The organism is Pseudomonas sp. VA159-2, assembly GCF_024126635.1.
GTDB lineage: Bacteria > Pseudomonadota > Gammaproteobacteria > Pseudomonadales > Pseudomonadaceae > Aquipseudomonas > Aquipseudomonas muyukensis.
Map to the genome: position 1 here is coordinate 298,442 of NZ_JAMYBV010000001.1, position 15,822 is coordinate 314,263.

The 15,822-nt window shown below is 65.8% G+C and carries 14 protein-coding genes and 1 pseudogene; 8 read left to right on the top strand and 7 right to left on the bottom strand.

All coding sequences use genetic code 11. The annotated features are described in order from the left end of the window. Positions 1-46 precede the first annotated feature (46 nt). Entirely contained in the window at positions 47-790 is a 744-nt protein-coding gene (locus NJG22_RS01315; protein WP_253091912.1) for a DUF2076 domain-containing protein, read from the bottom strand. 156 nt (positions 791-946) lie between these two features. On the opposite strand from NJG22_RS01315, the gene NJG22_RS01320 reads away from it, so the two are divergent. Beyond that, positions 947-1,603: a YciC family protein gene (locus NJG22_RS01320; protein ID WP_253091914.1), complete on the top strand. Its 657-nt coding sequence runs from the start codon at positions 947-949 to the stop codon at positions 1,601-1,603. A 13-nt stretch (positions 1,604-1,616) separates the two neighbouring features. Here the strand turns inward: NJG22_RS01320 and hrpB are convergent, their stop codons facing one another. Then, complete coding sequence (hrpB, locus tag NJG22_RS01325; RefSeq protein ID WP_253091916.1) at positions 1,617-4,145, bottom strand: ATP-dependent helicase HrpB; 2,529 nt, start codon at positions 4,143-4,145, stop codon at positions 1,617-1,619. A gap of 118 nt (positions 4,146-4,263) precedes the next feature. Between hrpB and NJG22_RS01330 the strand changes: the two genes are divergently transcribed. Further along, positions 4,264-4,683 carry a polyribonucleotide nucleotidyltransferase gene (locus tag NJG22_RS01330; RefSeq protein WP_253091918.1) on the top strand — a complete coding sequence of 140 codons (420 nt, stop codon included), beginning with the start codon at positions 4,264-4,266 and terminating at the stop codon, positions 4,681-4,683. Positions 4,684-4,708: 25 nt separating this feature from the next. Beyond that, positions 4,709-5,578 carry a cation diffusion facilitator family transporter gene (locus NJG22_RS01335; protein ID WP_253091920.1) on the top strand — a complete coding sequence of 290 codons (870 nt, stop codon included), beginning with the start codon at positions 4,709-4,711 and terminating at the stop codon, positions 5,576-5,578. 8 nt (positions 5,579-5,586) lie between these two features. Here NJG22_RS01335 and NJG22_RS01340 read toward each other — a convergent pair whose 3' ends face one another. Further along, positions 5,587-6,390, bottom strand: coding sequence for a DUF6515 family protein (locus NJG22_RS01340; RefSeq protein ID WP_253091922.1), 804 nt, complete (start codon positions 6,388-6,390; stop codon positions 5,587-5,589). Between the two features lie 164 nt (positions 6,391-6,554). Between NJG22_RS01340 and NJG22_RS01345 the strand changes: the two genes are divergently transcribed. The 3 genes from NJG22_RS01345 (at position 6,555) to NJG22_RS01355 (ending at position 8,794) form a co-directional block, all read left to right on the top strand. Then, complete coding sequence (locus NJG22_RS01345) at positions 6,555-7,748, top strand: MFS transporter (RefSeq protein WP_253091924.1); 1,194 nt, start codon at positions 6,555-6,557, stop codon at positions 7,746-7,748. A 312-nt stretch (positions 7,749-8,060) separates the two neighbouring features. Further along, on the top strand, positions 8,061-8,537 hold the full coding sequence (locus tag NJG22_RS01350; RefSeq protein WP_011535815.1) for an Lrp/AsnC family transcriptional regulator: 477 nt from the start codon (positions 8,061-8,063) through the stop codon (positions 8,535-8,537). A gap of 53 nt (positions 8,538-8,590) precedes the next feature. Continuing rightward, on the top strand, positions 8,591-8,794 hold the full coding sequence (locus NJG22_RS01355) for a DUF2788 domain-containing protein (RefSeq protein WP_023631482.1): 204 nt from the start codon (positions 8,591-8,593) through the stop codon (positions 8,792-8,794). A 169-nt stretch (positions 8,795-8,963) separates the two neighbouring features. On the opposite strand, the gene NJG22_RS01360 is transcribed toward NJG22_RS01355, so the two are convergent. From NJG22_RS01360 to ycaC, 4 genes and pseudogenes are all read right to left on the bottom strand, one after another. Then, the gene (locus NJG22_RS01360; RefSeq protein WP_253091926.1) at positions 8,964-9,593 is read right to left on the bottom strand and encodes a pseudouridine synthase; all 630 of its coding nucleotides are present in this window, start codon (positions 9,591-9,593) and stop codon (positions 8,964-8,966) included. A gap of 6 nt (positions 9,594-9,599) precedes the next feature. Further along, on the bottom strand, positions 9,600-11,063 hold the full coding sequence (amn, locus tag NJG22_RS01365; RefSeq protein ID WP_253091928.1) for an AMP nucleosidase: 1,464 nt from the start codon (positions 11,061-11,063) through the stop codon (positions 9,600-9,602). Positions 11,064-11,169: 106 nt separating this feature from the next. After that, complete coding sequence (locus NJG22_RS01370; RefSeq protein ID WP_253091931.1) at positions 11,170-12,822, bottom strand: acyl-CoA dehydrogenase family protein; 1,653 nt, start codon at positions 12,820-12,822, stop codon at positions 11,170-11,172. A 268-nt stretch (positions 12,823-13,090) separates the two neighbouring features. Next, positions 13,091-13,716, bottom strand: a pseudogene (gene ycaC / locus NJG22_RS01375) (isochorismate family cysteine hydrolase YcaC). Positions 13,717-14,009: 293 nt separating this feature from the next. Between ycaC and NJG22_RS01380 the strand changes: the two are divergent. Both NJG22_RS01380 and NJG22_RS01385 read left to right on the top strand, forming a co-directional pair. Beyond that, positions 14,010-15,413, top strand: coding sequence for a PAAR domain-containing protein (locus NJG22_RS01380; RefSeq protein ID WP_253091933.1), 1,404 nt, complete (start codon positions 14,010-14,012; stop codon positions 15,411-15,413). Next, entirely contained in the window at positions 15,406-15,783 is a 378-nt protein-coding gene (locus tag NJG22_RS01385) for a hypothetical protein (RefSeq protein ID WP_253091935.1), read from the top strand. Before NJG22_RS01380 ends, NJG22_RS01385 begins: the two co-directional genes overlap by 8 nt. Positions 15,784-15,822 lie beyond the last annotated feature (39 nt).

Consider the following 15,822-nt stretch of genomic DNA (forward strand, 5'->3'; position numbering starts at 1 on the left):
GGCAAGCCACTGCCCCGCGATCTGGACCGGCAGTATGCCAGAGCCCTCAGACGTAGTCGTCGTCCGAGAAGAAGCCGCCGCCGTCGCCACTGTAGTCGCTGTCGGCGAAGCCGCCCTGGTCACTGCCCCAGCCACCGTTGTCGGCCACCTGGCGCTGGCTGTCCTGGTCGTTCCAGGCGCTTGGCTCGCTGGCCGGTGCCGGCTCTTGCTTGATCACCTCGACCACCTCTTCAGGCTGCGAGTGATGGTTGAACAGGCTGCTGATGCCCTGGGCCAGCAGCACACCACCGGCCACCCCCGCGGCGGTCTGCATGGCGCCGCCGAGGAAGCTGCTGGCGCCGCCGCGCGCTGGCGCGGGCGCCGCACCGAACCCTTGTGGCGCAGGTGGCGGGGCATAGGCCTGGGGCGCCGGCTCGCGCCAGCCACCGCCGGCGGATGAGGTCGGCGCCACCGCGCGCTGCGGCTCTGGCGCCGGGCTGCGGGCGCCGGCACCGAAGATGCTCGAAAGGAAACCGCCACCGCCACTGGGGCTGCTGGCGCGGGTCGCCTCGAGCTGGGCACGGGCCTGCTTGAGCTCGGCCTCGAGCTGCTTGTTCTGTTCGTCCAGGCGCTTGATCGCCGCTTCCTGCACCAGGATCGCCTGGGCCATGTAGTAAGGCGCGGCCGGCTGCTCGCGCAGATGCTCCTCGATCCGCGCCTGGGCCTGGGCATCGCGCGGCTGGGCCGGATCCTCGGCGTGCTTGAGACGGCCGAACAGGCCATCGATCAGGGTTTGTTCTTCAGTGTTCATCGGGGCACCTCGTGGGCTGAACAGGACATCGGACAGCGTCAAAGATGGGGGCCGGGAGTCGGCGTTGCAATTGCCTGGGCCATGAAACTTTTTTCAGCAAGAGGGCCGACTGGGCTACAGTTACGCCCTGCTTTTTCTGCCATGCGATGTTGACCGATGAATCCGCTGAGCGTTCTGCGCGACTCCCTGTACTTCTTCCGCCGCCACCTGGCGAGCATCCTCCAGCTGTGCCTGCCGCTGGTGGTGCTCGAGGCCCTGGCCAGCCAACTGCTCTACCGGCAACTGGGCGAACAGGCCTCGCCGGCCTACGGCATGCTGGTCAGCCTGCTGTTCTACCCGCTGTACAGCGCCGCGCTGATCCTTTACCTCGATACCCGCAGCAACGGCCAGGACATCGCCAAGCGCGACCTGTTCGCCCGCGCCTTGCAGTTGTGGCCGGCGCTGGCGCTGCTGGTGGTGATCAGTTCGCTGCTGATCATGGCGGGCCTGGCGCTGTTCATCTTCCCCGGCGTGTGGATCATGGTGAACCTGGTGTTCGCCGAGTACCTGCTGATACTGCGCGGCCTGCCGGTGATCGAGGCGATGCGCACCAGCGCACGCATGACCACCGGGCACTTCCTGCGCATCATGGTCTGCATGCTGTCGGTGCTGGCGCCGCTGTGGCTGCTCGAAGGCCTGCTGCTGGGCCTGTTCCCCGACCCGCAGCCGGGCGTGCAACTGGCGCTGGACAGCCTCAATGGCTTCCTGCAGTTGTTCAGCACCGTGGTGCTGTATCGCCTGTTCATGTTGCTGGAGAGCGAAGCGGGCGCCTGAGCCCCATGCAGGGTCAAGTCCCCCGCGGCTTGGCCCGGGCAGTGGCCTCGGCCACCAGCGGGTCATCCGGCCAGTAGTGCTTGGGATAGCGCCCCTTGAGGTCTTTCTTCACCTCGGCATAGGTGGTGCGCCAGAAGTTGGCCAGGTCCTGGGTCACCTGCACCGGGCGGCGCGCCGGTGACAACAGGTGCAGCTTGACCTGCTGGCGGCCATTGGCGATGCGCGGGGTGTCGGCCAGGCCGAACAGCTCCTGCAGGCGCACCGCCAGGATCGGCGGCTGCTCGCTGTAGTCCAGGCGAATGCTCGAGCCCGACGGCACGCTCAGGTGCGCGGGGGCCAGTTCGTCCAGGCGCTGGGGTAGCGGCCAGGGCAACAGGTTGCGCAGCAGCGCGGGCAGGTCCAGGGCGGCGAAGTGGCTCAGGCGCGAAACCTTGCCCAGGTAAGGCTGCAACCAGTCTTCCAGGTTGGCCAGCAAGGCCTGGTCGCTCAGGTCTGGCCAGGGGCTGTCGCTGCCCTTTTCCAGGTCGAGCTGGCGCAACAGCGCTACCCGGGCCTGCCACTGGCGCAGTTCGGGGGTCCAGGTCAGCAGGTTCAGGCCCTTGCGCCGCACCAGGCCAAGCAATGCCTTGGCCCGCGCCTGGTCATCCAGCCCTGGCAGGGGTTCGCGGCTGAGCACCAGTTCGCCGACCTTGCGCTGGCGCTCGGCGCGCAGCACTTGTTCACGGTCGTCCCAGTCGAGCAGGTCGAGCTGTTCGACTTGCTCGGCCAGCACATCGTCGAGCAGCGCCGGGTCGAACTCGGCGGCCAGGTAGATACGCTCCTCGCGCTGGCCCTGCCGGCTGCCCAGGTCGGCGATCACCAGCCATGGGCTTTTCATCAAGGCGTCGACTTCACCGAACAGTGCCGCACGGCCATTGGCCAGGCGGTACTCGGCACCGCCCGGGCGACGCTGTTGCGCCACCCGGTCGGGATAGGCCAGCGCCAGCAAGGCCCCCAGCCAGCGTGGATGGTCAGGGTCGGCCACCGGACTGCGCGGTTGACCGCGCAGTTGCCCGCGATACTGCCGGGCCAGTTGCCGGGCGCGCTGCACGCCGCCCTGGCCGCCCCGCGAAGCGCGGGCTTCACCGCTGAGCAGGGCCAGCCGGCTGTGCAGGTCGGCGCCGCCACCGCGCAGGATGTCGCGCTCACCGAGCAGCGCGGCGAGGTCGCAGACCATGTCGGCCAGGCCCAGGTCTTGCCCGCGCAACAGCAGGTGGGCGATGCGCGGGTGTGCCGGCAGTTCGGCCATGGCCTGGCCGTGAGCGCTGAGGTTGTCGCGGCTGCCGGGCTTGAACGCGCCAAGCCGGGCCAGCAGGTCCTGGGCTTGGGCGTAGGCGGCGGCCGGCGGCTGGTCGAGCCAGCTCAACTGCTCCGGCGGCACGCCCCAGCGCGCCAGTTGCAAGGCCAGCCCGGCCAGGTCGGCCTGGAGAATCTCGGCGCTGCCGTGGGCCGCCAACTGCTCGTGCTGGGCCTCGGACCACAGCCGGTAGCACACCCCCGGCTCCAGGCGCCCGGCCCGGCCGGCACGCTGGGTGGCGCTGGCGCGGGAGATACGCTGGGTGTCCAGGCGGGTCATGCCGCTGCCGGGGTCGAAGCGCGGCACCCGCGCCAGCCCGGCGTCGATGACCACTCGCACGCCATCGATGGTCAGGCTGGTCTCGGCGATATTGGTCGCCAGCACCACCTTGCGCTGGCCCTTGGGCGCCGGCTCGATGGCGGCACGCTGGGCGTTGAGGTCAAGCTCGCCATGCAGCGGGCACAGCAGGATGCCGGGACGCTCGCCGAGCGCTTCCTGCAAGGCTTGGTGCACGCGGCGAATCTCGGCCTGGCCCGGCAGGAACACCAGCAGGCTGCCGCTTTCGTCGGCCAGGGCCTGGAGCACGCCATCGACCACCCGCGGCTCGACGAACTCACCGGGCTGGAACGGCCGTCCCCAACGGATATCCACCGGGTGCATGCGCCCCTGGCTGCTGACGATCGGCGCGTCGTCGAGCAAGCGCGACAGCCGTTCGCCCTCCAGCGTCGCCGACATCAGCAGGATCTTCAGCGGCGGCTCGTCACGCAGCAGGGCCCGGCCATTGAGGCTCAGGGCCAGGGCCAGGTCGGCATCCAGGCTGCGCTCGTGGAACTCATCGAAAATCAGCAAGCCCACCCCTTCCAGCGCCGGATCGGCTTGCAGGCGACGGGTGAGGATGCCCTCGGTGACCACCTCGATGCGCGTGTTCGGGCCGACCTTGCTGTCCAGGCGGATGCGATAGCCCACGGTCTGGCCGACTTTTTCGCCCAGCTCGCTGGCCAGCCGCTCGGCGGCGGCGCGGGCGGCCAGGCGCCGGGGCTCGAGCATGAGGATGGTCTGCCCGGCCAGCCACGGCTCGTCGAGCAGCGCCAGCGGCACGCGGGTGGTCTTGCCGGCGCCGGGCGGCGCCTCGAGCACCGCTTCGTCACGGGCGCCCAGGGCCAGGCGCAGGTCGGACAGTACGGCATCGATCGGTAATGAAATCATGGTGGTCCTCGAACAGTCGTCCGAGTATAACGGCGAACCGAGGCTGGCCTAACATGGTCTTAAGCTCAGGCGCGGACGTTTGCCGTGCCCTTGCAGTGCTACCTTCCCGGAGATTTACATGCGCATCCCTTCCCGCGTCATCGGTGGCGTCCTGATCGCCACCCTGCTGACCCAACTGACGGCCTGCGGCACCCTGTTCTACCCTGAGCGTCGCGGCCAGATTTCAGGCAAGATCGACCCGGTCGTCGCGGCCATGGACGCCATCGGCATCCTGTTCTACGTCATCCCCGGCCTGATCGCCTTCGGCATCGACTTCGCCACCGGCGCCATCTACTACCCCGGCGGCAGGAGCGCCCAGGTCGACCCGGCCAAGCTTGCCCCTGCGGTCGACGCCAACGGCCAGGTCGACAAGCTCAAGCTGCAGGCGATCCTGGAAACCGAACTGGGCCAGCGCCTGCCGCTGAACGACCCACGCCTGATCCAGCAGCGCGGCAGCGTCGAGCAACTGGCCAGCCTCGGCCTGGTGCCGGCGGCCTGATCCCCTCAAGGAAGACACCCAAGGCATGACCACCTCGGCCGAACACCAACGCCTGCTGCGTCTGGCCACCCGCGCCTCGCTGACGGTGGCCAGCATCCTGGTCCTGAGCAAGGCGGTGGCCTGGTGGCTCAGCGGCTCGGTCAGCCTGCTGGCGGGGCTCACCGACTCGGCGCTCGATGCGGTCGCCTCGTTGCTCAACCTGCTGGCGGTGCACTACGCGCTGCGCCCGGCCGACGACGACCACCGCTTCGGCCATGGCAAGGCCGAGGCCCTGGCCGGCATCGCCCAGGCCCTGTTCATCGGCGTCAGCGCGGTGCTGATCGGGGTGCAGGCGGTGCAGCGCCTGCAAGCGCCAGAGCCGTTGGGCGATACCGCCGCGGGCATCGCGGTGATGCTGCTGTCGCTGGTGCTGACCCTGGCGCTGCTGGCGTTCCAGCGCAAGGTCGTGCGCCTGACCGGCTCCACCGCGGTACGGGCCGATTCCCTGCATTACCGCTCCGACCTGCTGCTCAATGGCAGCATCCTGCTGGCGCTGCTGCTGGCACGGTTTGGCTGGCCGCAGCTGGATGCGCTGTTCGGGCTGGGGATCGCCTTGTACATCCTCTGGAGCGCGGTGCAGATTGCCCGGGAAAGCACGGCGATTCTCATGGACCAGGAGCTGCCGACGGATGTCAGCGAGCGCATGCGCGAACTGGTGCTGGCGATCCCCGGGGTGCAGGGCGCGCACGACCTGCGCACGCGGGTATCGGGCAGCCACTGGTTCGTGCAGTTGCACCTGGAGTTGCCGGCGCAGTTGCCGCTGCACGAGGCCCATGCCCTGTGCGTGCAAGCGTCGCAGGCGATTCGGGCGCGCTACCCACGGGCCGATGTGATGGTGCATGCCGACCCCGTGTAACGACGGCGTCAGTGAGTGCTGTACCCCCGCCCGCTCAAGCACGCCGCCAGTGCCCGCCGGTAGTTGCCCGCCACATTCGCCGCCGGCGCATAGCTGGCCGTGGCCGGGTCGAACCCCGACTGGCTGACCGCCCAGCGGTGGCACTGGAAACGGTCCTGCTCCTGCTGCTCCGGCCCCTGCCCGTACATCGGGTAGGCCACCACGTCATAACCCTGGGGCTGCTGCGCAGGCGCCAGCGAGGGGGGGTTGACCACCACATAGTCGCGGCTGTCGGCCTGGTACTGGTAGTAGGTGTCCGCCACCAGGAAGAACAGCGCCCCACCCAGCCACACCTCGCGGGCATAAGGCGGCAAGTAGCCGATCCTCACCCCATAGGGCGGGGTGACCACCACATAGCCGCCGCTGTGCGGGCGATACCAGTAGCCGCCGGAATAGTAATAGTCCTGCCCCCGATAGGGCACCTTCCAATGGCGATCCGGGAAGTCTTCGACCCGGTGCCCCGGCTGGTATTGCGGCCCCGGCCCCCAGCCATTGCCGTGGCCGTCCGGCCGGCCCGACCAGTCACCGCCCGGACGCTGCCCTGGGCCGCCGGCCTGCCAGTAACGGTTGTCGCCATGGCGGCGGGGGATGTCCTGGTAGTAACCCTGGCGCGGCGGCTGGGTCTGGCGCACTTCGTCGCGGGAGGTAAGCGGCGAGCCGCGTTGCGCCCCCTGGCCGTCCTGCCCTGCCCCAGGCTCCTGGGCCAAGGTGCCCAGGCTGATGCCCATGCCCAGCAAACCAACGCCGGCCCACTGCCAGATGCGCAACCTCATGATCTTCCTCTCGATGAAAACACTTGCCCTTGCACGCCCACAGTCTACCGCGAGCGCCCATACCACCAGATGAAAGTGACGACAGCAACGGCTGGCTTGCAGCTTTTACATACATGGCGTATGAATATTTAATCATACGAAATGAATGTAAAGGAATCCTGACCATGCCCAACCCCTATCGCGCGTTGTTTGCCCCCGCCGGCACCCGTGCCTTCACCGCCGCCGGATTGCTGGCGCGCCTGCCGCTGCCCATGAGCGGAATCGGCATCATCACCCTGCTGGCCCAGGCGCGTGGCAGCTATGCCCTGGCCGGGTCGGTGGCGGCGACCTTCGTGCTGGCCTACGCCCTGCTCTCGCCCCAGGTCTCGCGCCTGGTGGATCGCCTGGGCCAGCGCCGGGTGCTGCCGCCGGCCGCCTTGCTGAGCGTGCTGGGCCTGCTGCTGATGGCCGCCTGCGCCGGGTTGGGCAGTGCCAGCTGGATGCTGTTCGTGGCGGCCCTGCTCAGCGGCTGCATGCCGAGCATGTCGGCCATGGTCCGGGCGCGCTGGACCCAGCTGTATCGCGGCCAGCCGCAGCTGCAGAGCGCCTATTCGCTGGAGACCGTGCTCGACGAAGTCAGCTTCATCACCGGGCCGCCCCTGGCGGTCGGGCTCAGTGTCATGCTCTGGCCCCAGGCCGGCCTGCTGGCCGCCGCCACATTGCTCGCCGTGGGCACCACCGCGCTGGTGCTGCAGACCGCCAGCGAACCAACGCCTGCGGCCAGCGCCCCCTCGACCCCGCTACCCGCAGCTTGGCGCCTGGCCAGCGTGCGCCGGCTGAGCCTGCTGATGGCGGCGATGGGGCTGATCGTCGGTACGGTGGATATCGTCAGCGTGGCCTTCGCCAGCGAGCAGGGCCAGCCGGCTGCCGCCAGCCTGGTGCTGTCGGCCTATGCCGCGGGCTCGTGTAGCGCCGGGTTGTTGTTCGGCGCCCGGCGCTGGCCATTGCCCTTGCCGCGGCAACTGTTGCTGGGCGCCCTGGCCACTGCCCTGAGCACCTTGCCGTTGCTGCTGGCGAGCAATCTCGCCTGGCTTGGCGCTAGCGTATTGCTGGCCGGGGTGTGCTTCGCCCCGACCATGATCGTGGCCATGGCCCTGGTCGAGCGCAGCGTGCCGGCCCGGCAATTGACCGAAAGCCTGACCTGGCTGCTGGCCGGGCTGAACGTCGGCGTGGCGATCGGGGCGGCCAGCGCCGGGCAGTGGCTGGACCTCGCCTCGCCGCGCAGTGCGTTCTGCATTGCGCTGGTCGGCGGGCTGCTGGTGCTACTGGTCGCCGCATGGGCACGCAGGCCTGTACTGGCGGTGAATCTGGCGCAATAAAAAAGGGAGACCTGATGGTCTCCCTTCTGCAATTGTCGTCCGTGCTCGGCGCTTGTGACACCGGCTCACCTCGCGCCGTCTTCTGGACGGTGCGTAGCCCGGGGGCCTGGCGGATCCTGTTGGATGGCTGGCCGCGACCGCCCGCCTAGGGCGCGTCGCCGTGGACTGATGTCCGGGCAGTGATTCTGTTGATAAAGATAGGCCAGGCGCCGGGGCAGAGGATTGCGAAGATTGCTCTGATAAATAGCGCTTGCGCAATTTTTCACTCAGGATCGATAATTCGCCGCAATCCGAACAGAAAAGGCCTTTTCCATGAGCAAGCTCGACCGCTACGACCTGAGCATCCTCGCCGAATTGCAGCGCGATGCGCGCATCTCCAACCAGGAGCTGGCCGAACGTATTGGCCTGTCGCCGTCGCCCTGCTCGCGCCGGGTCAAGCAGCTCGAGGACGATGGCTACATCTCGCGCCAGGTGGCGCTGCTGGACCGCAAGAAGCTCGGCCTGAGCCTGACCGCCTACGTGCTGATCGGCATGGACCGCCACACCCCCGAGCGCTTCGAGACCTTCGAGGCGGCGATCCGCAGCCTGCCCCAGGTGCTCGAGTGCAGCCTGGTCACCGGGATGGACGCCGACTACCAGCTCAAAGTGGTGGTGCCAGACATGGACCACTACCAGAAACTGCTGCTCGGCAGCCTGACCCGTATCGAGGGGGTGACCAGCGTGCGTTCGAGCTTCGTGCTCAACCAGGTGCTGGCCAGCACCGAGCTGCCCTTGACCCACCTGCGTTGAATCCCTGCGCGCCCGGCGTATGATCGTGGGCTCAATCTGCCTGGAGTGAACCGATGGATCCCGCAGTATTCGAAGAATGGATGATGATCATCCTCGTCACCGTGCTGATCGCCTTCATGGGCTTCATCGTCTGGGACCTGGCGAAGAAGTCCAAGGCTGGACGCTTCGGCACGCTGATCCTGTTCTTCGTGCTGGGCCTTGGCGTGCTGGCGTTCATCATCAAGAGCGTGGTGGTGGGGTTTCTGGAGGGAGTTTAGGTACCTGCCTCGCGCGCCCTGGCAAACACTCATCTTGTAGGCGCGGCCTTGTGTCGCGAAAGGGGCGCGCAGCGGCCCCAGGGTTTCAGCGTTGATGCAAAGATCGCCGGGGCCGCTGCGCGGCCCTTTCGCGACACAAGGCCGCTCCTACACAGGGCGCGCGTGCGATTCAGAGCTTGGCCGGCACTTCGCGCCAGCAGCCCTGGTCCAGCCCTTCGAGGGTCCAGTCGCCAATCCTCACCCGCACCAGGCGCAAGGTCGGCAAGCCCACCGCCGCGGTCATGCGCCGCACCTGGCGGTTGCGCCCTTCGCGAATCACCAGCTCCAGCCAGGCAGTCGGCACGCTCTTGCGAAAGCGCACCGGCGGATTGCGCGGCCATAGCGTCGGCTCGTCGAGCAGGCGCGCCTCGGCCGGCAAGGTCGGCCCGTCGTTGAGCTCGACGCCCTCGCGCAGGCGCTGCAACTGCTCGGCGCTCGGCTCGCCCTCCACCTGTACCCAGTAGGTCTTGGCCAATTTGTGCCTGGGGTCGGCGATGCGCGCCTGCAGGCGGCCGTCGTTGGTCAGCAGCAACAGCCCTTCGCTGTCACGGTCCAGGCGCCCGGCCGGGTAGATGCCGGGGACGTCGATATAGTCCTTGAGCGTGGCGCGCCCCTCGCCGTCGCTGAACTGGGTGAGCACATCGAACGGCTTGTTGAACAGGATCAGGCGCGGCTCGGCCGGCGGCGCCTTGGGCTGGCGACGCGGGCCGGCAGGACGCGCCGCCGGGCGGCGCGGTGTGTTGCGGGGGGGCAGGGACATGGATCCTCAGCGGAACGGCGGCTCATCGAAGCTGCGCAGTTTACGCGAGTGCAGCGAGTTGAGCTCGGTGCGCAGCAGGTCGAGGGCGGCAATGCCGATCTTCAGGTGCTGGCTGACCGCGCGGTTGTAGAAGGCGTTGGCCGAGCCAGGCAGCTTGATCTCGCTGTGCAGCGGCTTGTCCGAAACACACAGCAAGGTGCCGTACGGCACCCGCAGGCGATAGCCCTGGGCCGCGATGGTGCCGCTTTCCATGTCTACCGCCACCGCGCGGGACAGGTTGATCAACGGCCGTTCCTGGGCCCAGCGCAGTTCCCAGTTGCGGTCGTCGTAGGTGAGCACGGTGCCGGTGCGCAGGCGCTTCTTCAGCTGGTCGCCACGCTCGCCGGTAACCTGGGCCGCGGCCTCCTGCAAGGCCAGCTGTACTTCGGCCAGGGCCGGGATCGGGATGTTCGGCGGCACCACGCGGTCGAGAATACCGTCGCGGCGCATGTAGGCGTGGGCCAGCACGTAGTCGCCGATGGTCTGCGATTGGCGCAGGCCGCCACAGTGGCCGATCATCAACCAGCAGTGCGGGCGCAGCACGGCCAGGTGGTCGGTGATGTTCTTGGCGTTGGACGGGCCGACACCGATATTGACCAGGGTCACGCCATCGCCGTCGGCGGCGATCAGGTGGTAGGCCGGCATCTGGTAGCGGTGCCAGACCACCCCGGCCACCAGGGCCTGGGCCTCGCCATTGTCCATGCCCTTGTCGATGATCACGTTGCCCGGCAACACCATGCGCACGAAGCGCGGGTCGTCGCGCAGTTGCTCCAGGCCATGGGCGATGAACTGGTCGACATAGCGGTGGTAGTTGGTCAGCAGGATCCACGGCTGCACATGCCGCCAGTCGCTGCCGGTGTAGTGCACCAGGCGGCGCAGCGAGAAGTCGACGCGGGCGGCATCGAACAACGCCAGCGGCAGGGTCTGGGCGCTTTCCCAGTCGTACAGGCCGTCGGCGATGTTGTCGGTGGCCGCCGACAGGTCGGTGCTGGGGAACACCCGCGCCAGTTGCGCGGCGGTGATGCCGCTGCCGGCCAGTTCGTCGCCCTGGTCGACCACGTAGGGGTAGGGAATGTTCTGTTCGCTGACACCGACTTCGACGGTCACGGTGTAGTCGTGCATCAGCGGGCGCAGCTGCTCCAGCAGGTAGCTGCGAAACGCCGCGGGCTGGGTCACGGTGACGCTGTAGGTGCCGGCCACCTGGACCTTGGCATAGGCGCGGGTGGTAGCGGCGACTTCGCCCTGGCTGAAGTAGGTCAGGCGCAGCGCCGGGTAGCGGAACAATGCCCGCGCGTCGTCGCCCGGCTCGGTGCGGTCCTTGAGGTAACGCTTGAGGGCCTGGCTCAGGGCCCCGGTGGCCTGTGCATGCAAGGCCGCCAGTCGGTCGACGGCCTGTTCGGGGGTAGCTACGACTTCAAACGCTTGGCTCACGCTGGGCTTCCTGTCTTGGGAACATGCATGCCAGCCATCTTGCCTGCGTTGCCAGGCAAATACACCCCCAGTGTCGGTGCCATGCAATTGCTTGCCCGAGCGGTTTTCAACCCGCCCAGACAGGCGTGGCCCTGGCCACCAGCGCCACGGCATCCACCCCGCGCGGCAAGGCGCCATACACGCGCCCGCCGGCGCCCAGGCGACTGCCGATGAACGCATCGCTCACCGTGGCGTTGCCCGCCTCCAGCAACAATTTGGCCTGTAGCGCCACGGCGATGTCCTCGGTCAGTTGCCGTGCGCGGTACTGGATGTCGTCGGTATCGGCGAACGCGCCCTTGAGGTTGCCGATGAACGCCGCCAGGCGTGGGTCGCCATGGCCATCGCCCAGTTCGACGAACAACGCCTCGAGCACCCCGGGCTCCTTCGACAGGGCCCGCAGCACGTCCAGGCACTGCACGTTGCCCGAGCCTTCCCAGGTCGAGTTGACCGGGGCCTCGCGGTACAGCCGGGGCAGGATGCTGTCCTCGACATAGCCGGCGCCGCCCAGGCACTCGGCGGCCTCGTTGATCATTCCCGGGGCGCGCTTGCAGATCCAGTACTTGCCCACGGCCGTCACCAGCCGGGCGAAGTGCGCCTGCTGCGGATCGTCCAGTTGGTCCAGCGCCTGGCCCATGCGCAGGCTCAGGGCCAGGGCGGCCTCGCTTTCCAGCGCCAGGTCGGCGAGCACGTTCTGCATCAGCGGCTGCTCGGCCAGCACCCGCCCGCCGACCTTGCGATGCGCGCAATGGTGCGCGGCCTGGGTCAGGGCCTGGCGCATCAGGGCGCTGGAGCCGACCATGCAGTCGAAACGGGTCATGGCGACCATCTCGATGATGGTCGGCACGCCACGGCCCTCCTCGCCCACCATCCAGGCCAGGGCACCCCGGAACTCCACCTCGCTGGAGGCATTGGAGCAGTTGCCGAGCTTGTTCTTCAGGCGCTGGATGTAGAACTGGTTGCGCTGGTCGTCCGGCCGATGACGCGGCAGCAGGAAGCAGCTCAGCCCCTTGTCGGTCTGCGCCAGGGTGAGGAAGGCATCGCACATCGGCGCCGAGCAGAACCACTTGTGCCCCACCAGCTCGTAGGGTTGGCCCGGTCCCGGCGTACCCACCGGGTAGGCGCGGGTGGTGTTGGCGCGCACGTCGGTGCCGCCCTGCTTCTCGGTCATCGCCATGCCGATCGTCACCCCGGCCTTGTGCCGGTCGCCGACATTGCGCGGGTCGTACTCGCGGGACAGGATCTTCGGCAGCCAGTAGCCCGCCAGCTCCGGTTGCAGGCGCAGGGCCGGCACGGCGGCGAAGGTCATGGTCAACGGGCAGCCGGTGCCGGCTTCGGCTTGGCTGTGCAGGTAGGTCATCGCGGCCCGGGCGACATGGGCGCCGGCCCGCGGCTCGGCCCAGGGCAGCGACGGCAGGCCATGCTCGACGGCGGTGCGCATCAGCTGGTGGTAGGCGGGGTGGAACTCCACCAGGTCGATGCGCCGGCCATAGCGGTCATGGCTGCTGAACTCGGGCTTGTGGGCATTGGCCAGGAAGCCCGCCGCCATCAAAGGGCCACCAGCCAGCGCGCCATAGGCGTCGATCCGCGCCTCGGCCCAACCGGCGCCGAAACGCCGCGACCACGCCTGTAGCGGCAGGTCGAGGCGATACAGGTTGGCGCCGTCGAGGGGCGGCGGCTGGTTGGTGACTTCGTGGGTTTCGGCGAACTGGTGCAGGTTCATCGGGAGCTCCTGGATCCGGGCATGCCTGAAAGGCCCAGTGAAGCACTCCCAGCGGGTCAGTCAAAGTGACAATAATGACTAAACATGTGGCTCAGGACTGCCAAGGGTTCACCACAACAGGTCTCGCAGACAGCACAAGCATCAAGGCATGCACCTGTCTGCCCTGACACGACCTCAAGACGGGCACATCGCAGCCATCACACAGCCAAACGAAAAAGGCCGACCCCGTCATCGGCGGTCGGCCTCTTGAACCAGAAATCTGCTGCTATTACTTACCTGCAGTCAACGCGTTATTGCTGGTCATCAGGTTGCGATAATCCGGAATATGGTTGGAGCACAGCGCGGCCAGGCCTTCGATGTCGTTGCGCCAGTCGCGGTGCAGCTCACAGGCCACGCCGAACGAGGTCATCAGCTGGGCACCGGCACAGCTCATGCGGTCATGAGCAGCATCACGGGTCATTTCGTTGAAGGTGCCGGAAGCATCGGTCACCACGAACACTTCAAACTCTTCTTCCAAGGCGGCCAGCGCCGGGAAGGCTACGCAAACTTCAGTCACCACGCCGGCAATGATCAGTTGCTTCTTGCCAGAGGCCTTCACCGCCTTGACGAAGTCTTCGTTGTACCAGGCGTTGATCTGGCCTGGGCGGGCGATGTACGGCGCACCCGGGAACAGTTCCTTCCGCTCAGTACCAGCGGGCCGTTAGGGCCTTGCTCGAAGCTGGTGGTGAGGATGGTCGGCAGGTTGAGGAACTTGGCCAGGTCGGCCAGGGCCAGGACGTTGTTCTTGAACGCGTCCGGTTCGATGTCGCGAACCAGGGACAGCAGGCCTGCCTGGTGGTCGACCAGCAGGACAGCGGCGTCGTCTTTGTTCAGGCGGTTGTATTTGAAGTTGATCATGGCGGTAGCTCCTAAGGGTTTTGATTTTCAGTAAGTTGGGTGTTTCGCGTTGATGGAAGAAGATTAAAACCACCACCTTTTGAGCGGTAGATAGTGGCATTTGGTTCTATCGTTCTGTTTTATGAACGATGCTTGAGCAGGCAATTCGATCGCCCACACCCACGCCGTTGAGGTGAATGACATTCAAATCTTTATTGCTTGTAGGGCATTTCCCAAACCGCTCTAGCCCTGAAAATGCGCGCCTCAAGACTGCTAGGTTCCAGGCTTCCATGTTCAACATGAGGTGAGCCATGGGCTTGCGCATCAACATCTTCGGCCGGGGTCAGGGCCTGGACGGAGACGAAACCACCACAGGTGCCATCTGCATCGCCAACCAGTCCATGGGCTTTTCGAGCGGCATCGCCTGGCTATTTGAAGGGGACAAGACCACTGCTTGCCCGCGCTGTGGTGAGGCCGGAACCATCATCGAAGGAGAGCCGTGCTGGACGCAGAACGGCGTATCCACAGCGGTGGATGGCACGCTGGTCAAATGTGGCTGCCCCTTGGGCGACAATCGCGTGGTTGCACCGCTGGATCGACTCCCAGCCCCGCGCCTTGCACCTGCAGCGGCGGCTAGAGAGGCGCCAGTACAGGCTTACGCAGACACGCCGAAAAGGACTGGCTACCAGCCTCAGACAGTCCAGCCATCGGTGACACAGCAAAGCCAGGAACCTGGCTTCTACATCGTGCCGCGGTGCATGACGTATCAGGAGGTGCTGATTGAACTTGGTGCACCGCAAGCCAACCTCCCCAGATCTATCCTGGAGCGCCTGAACCCGACCTATCAGCAGGGGTTCAAGGCGGGGGAGATCTTCGTCATCGGCGACGGCCTGAGCCGGCCGGTCTGCACCCGTGAAGAGCTGATCGCAATGAGCGCGGCGCAACAGGCTCGGGAAGCATTGGCAGATCTGACGGAGGAAGAAGCCGACTTCATGATGCGCCATCAAGCTGAGATCGCCGGGTTGCTCAGTGATGCGAGCCTGGCGATGGGTGTGAGCCAGGCGATGATGGCAAAATCACTGGATGAGCTGAGCTCAATACTGCGAAAGATCGAAGATTTGCATCAAACGCAATTTGCCAAGTACAGGCATTTGCGCAGCCCTGAGTTGTTTGCTGAACGAAAAAAATTGTTCAAGCAACTGGATACACATTTGAAAGCGACTTTCCTCAACAAGCGGATGAACTTGGGCAATTATGAAAAGCTACGGCGTGACTTAGGCATATCCTCGAAAAGCCTAATGCACCACTGGAGTAAGGCGGGAGCACCAGGTCAGATACCCGGTTACTCGACACATTTGAATAAGCTTGCACGACTCTCCAAATTCCTCAAGGCTGGCGGCAATGTCGGAATTGCCGTTGGTGGCACTGGTTCAGCGCTTAAAATCTACGAAGCCTGCCAAGCGGGCAGCAGTGGTACTTGCAGAAAAACGCAGTTTACTGAAATAGGAAATTTTTCGGTCGGGTTCGCCGGGGGGATAGCTGGAGCGAAAGCGGGTGGCGCAATCGCTGTTACAGCCTGCTGGGTAACCGGACCGGGTACTCCTGTATGCTCATTGGTTGTAACAGGTATCGGTGCGCTGGCTGGCAGCGTTGGGGGCACGAAGCTCGGGGAGATAATAGGGGAAGCGATTTACGAGGTATTCGACAATGAATGAAAAATTAGGGCCAATCGTTACACTGACCCTACTGACCCCACCCATAATTTTAATTGCAACTGGGCTTGCATTAGACCTCTACCTAACGAAATCGAAAAATTTTCACGAAATAACATCATCACTAAAAAGAAGCCAGTGCCTTGACACTGCCAGACATACATGGAGTGAGCACAGCAGAACAACCAAGCTATTAATTATCTTTCAGCTATGCGGGGCCATGGCGATCTCAAAAATATCTATAAGGAAAGGATTACTCAATGAGAAAGACGTGGCCGAATTCCCGAAAAACATCAGACAAATCATGGCCTTATCTGCATGGCTGGGCTGGATATCCTTCGCCTGGTTGATAATAGGTGCACTAGCGTTTTGAAGAACACACAGAAACTAAAGTGCAGCGCCTCACAAGGAC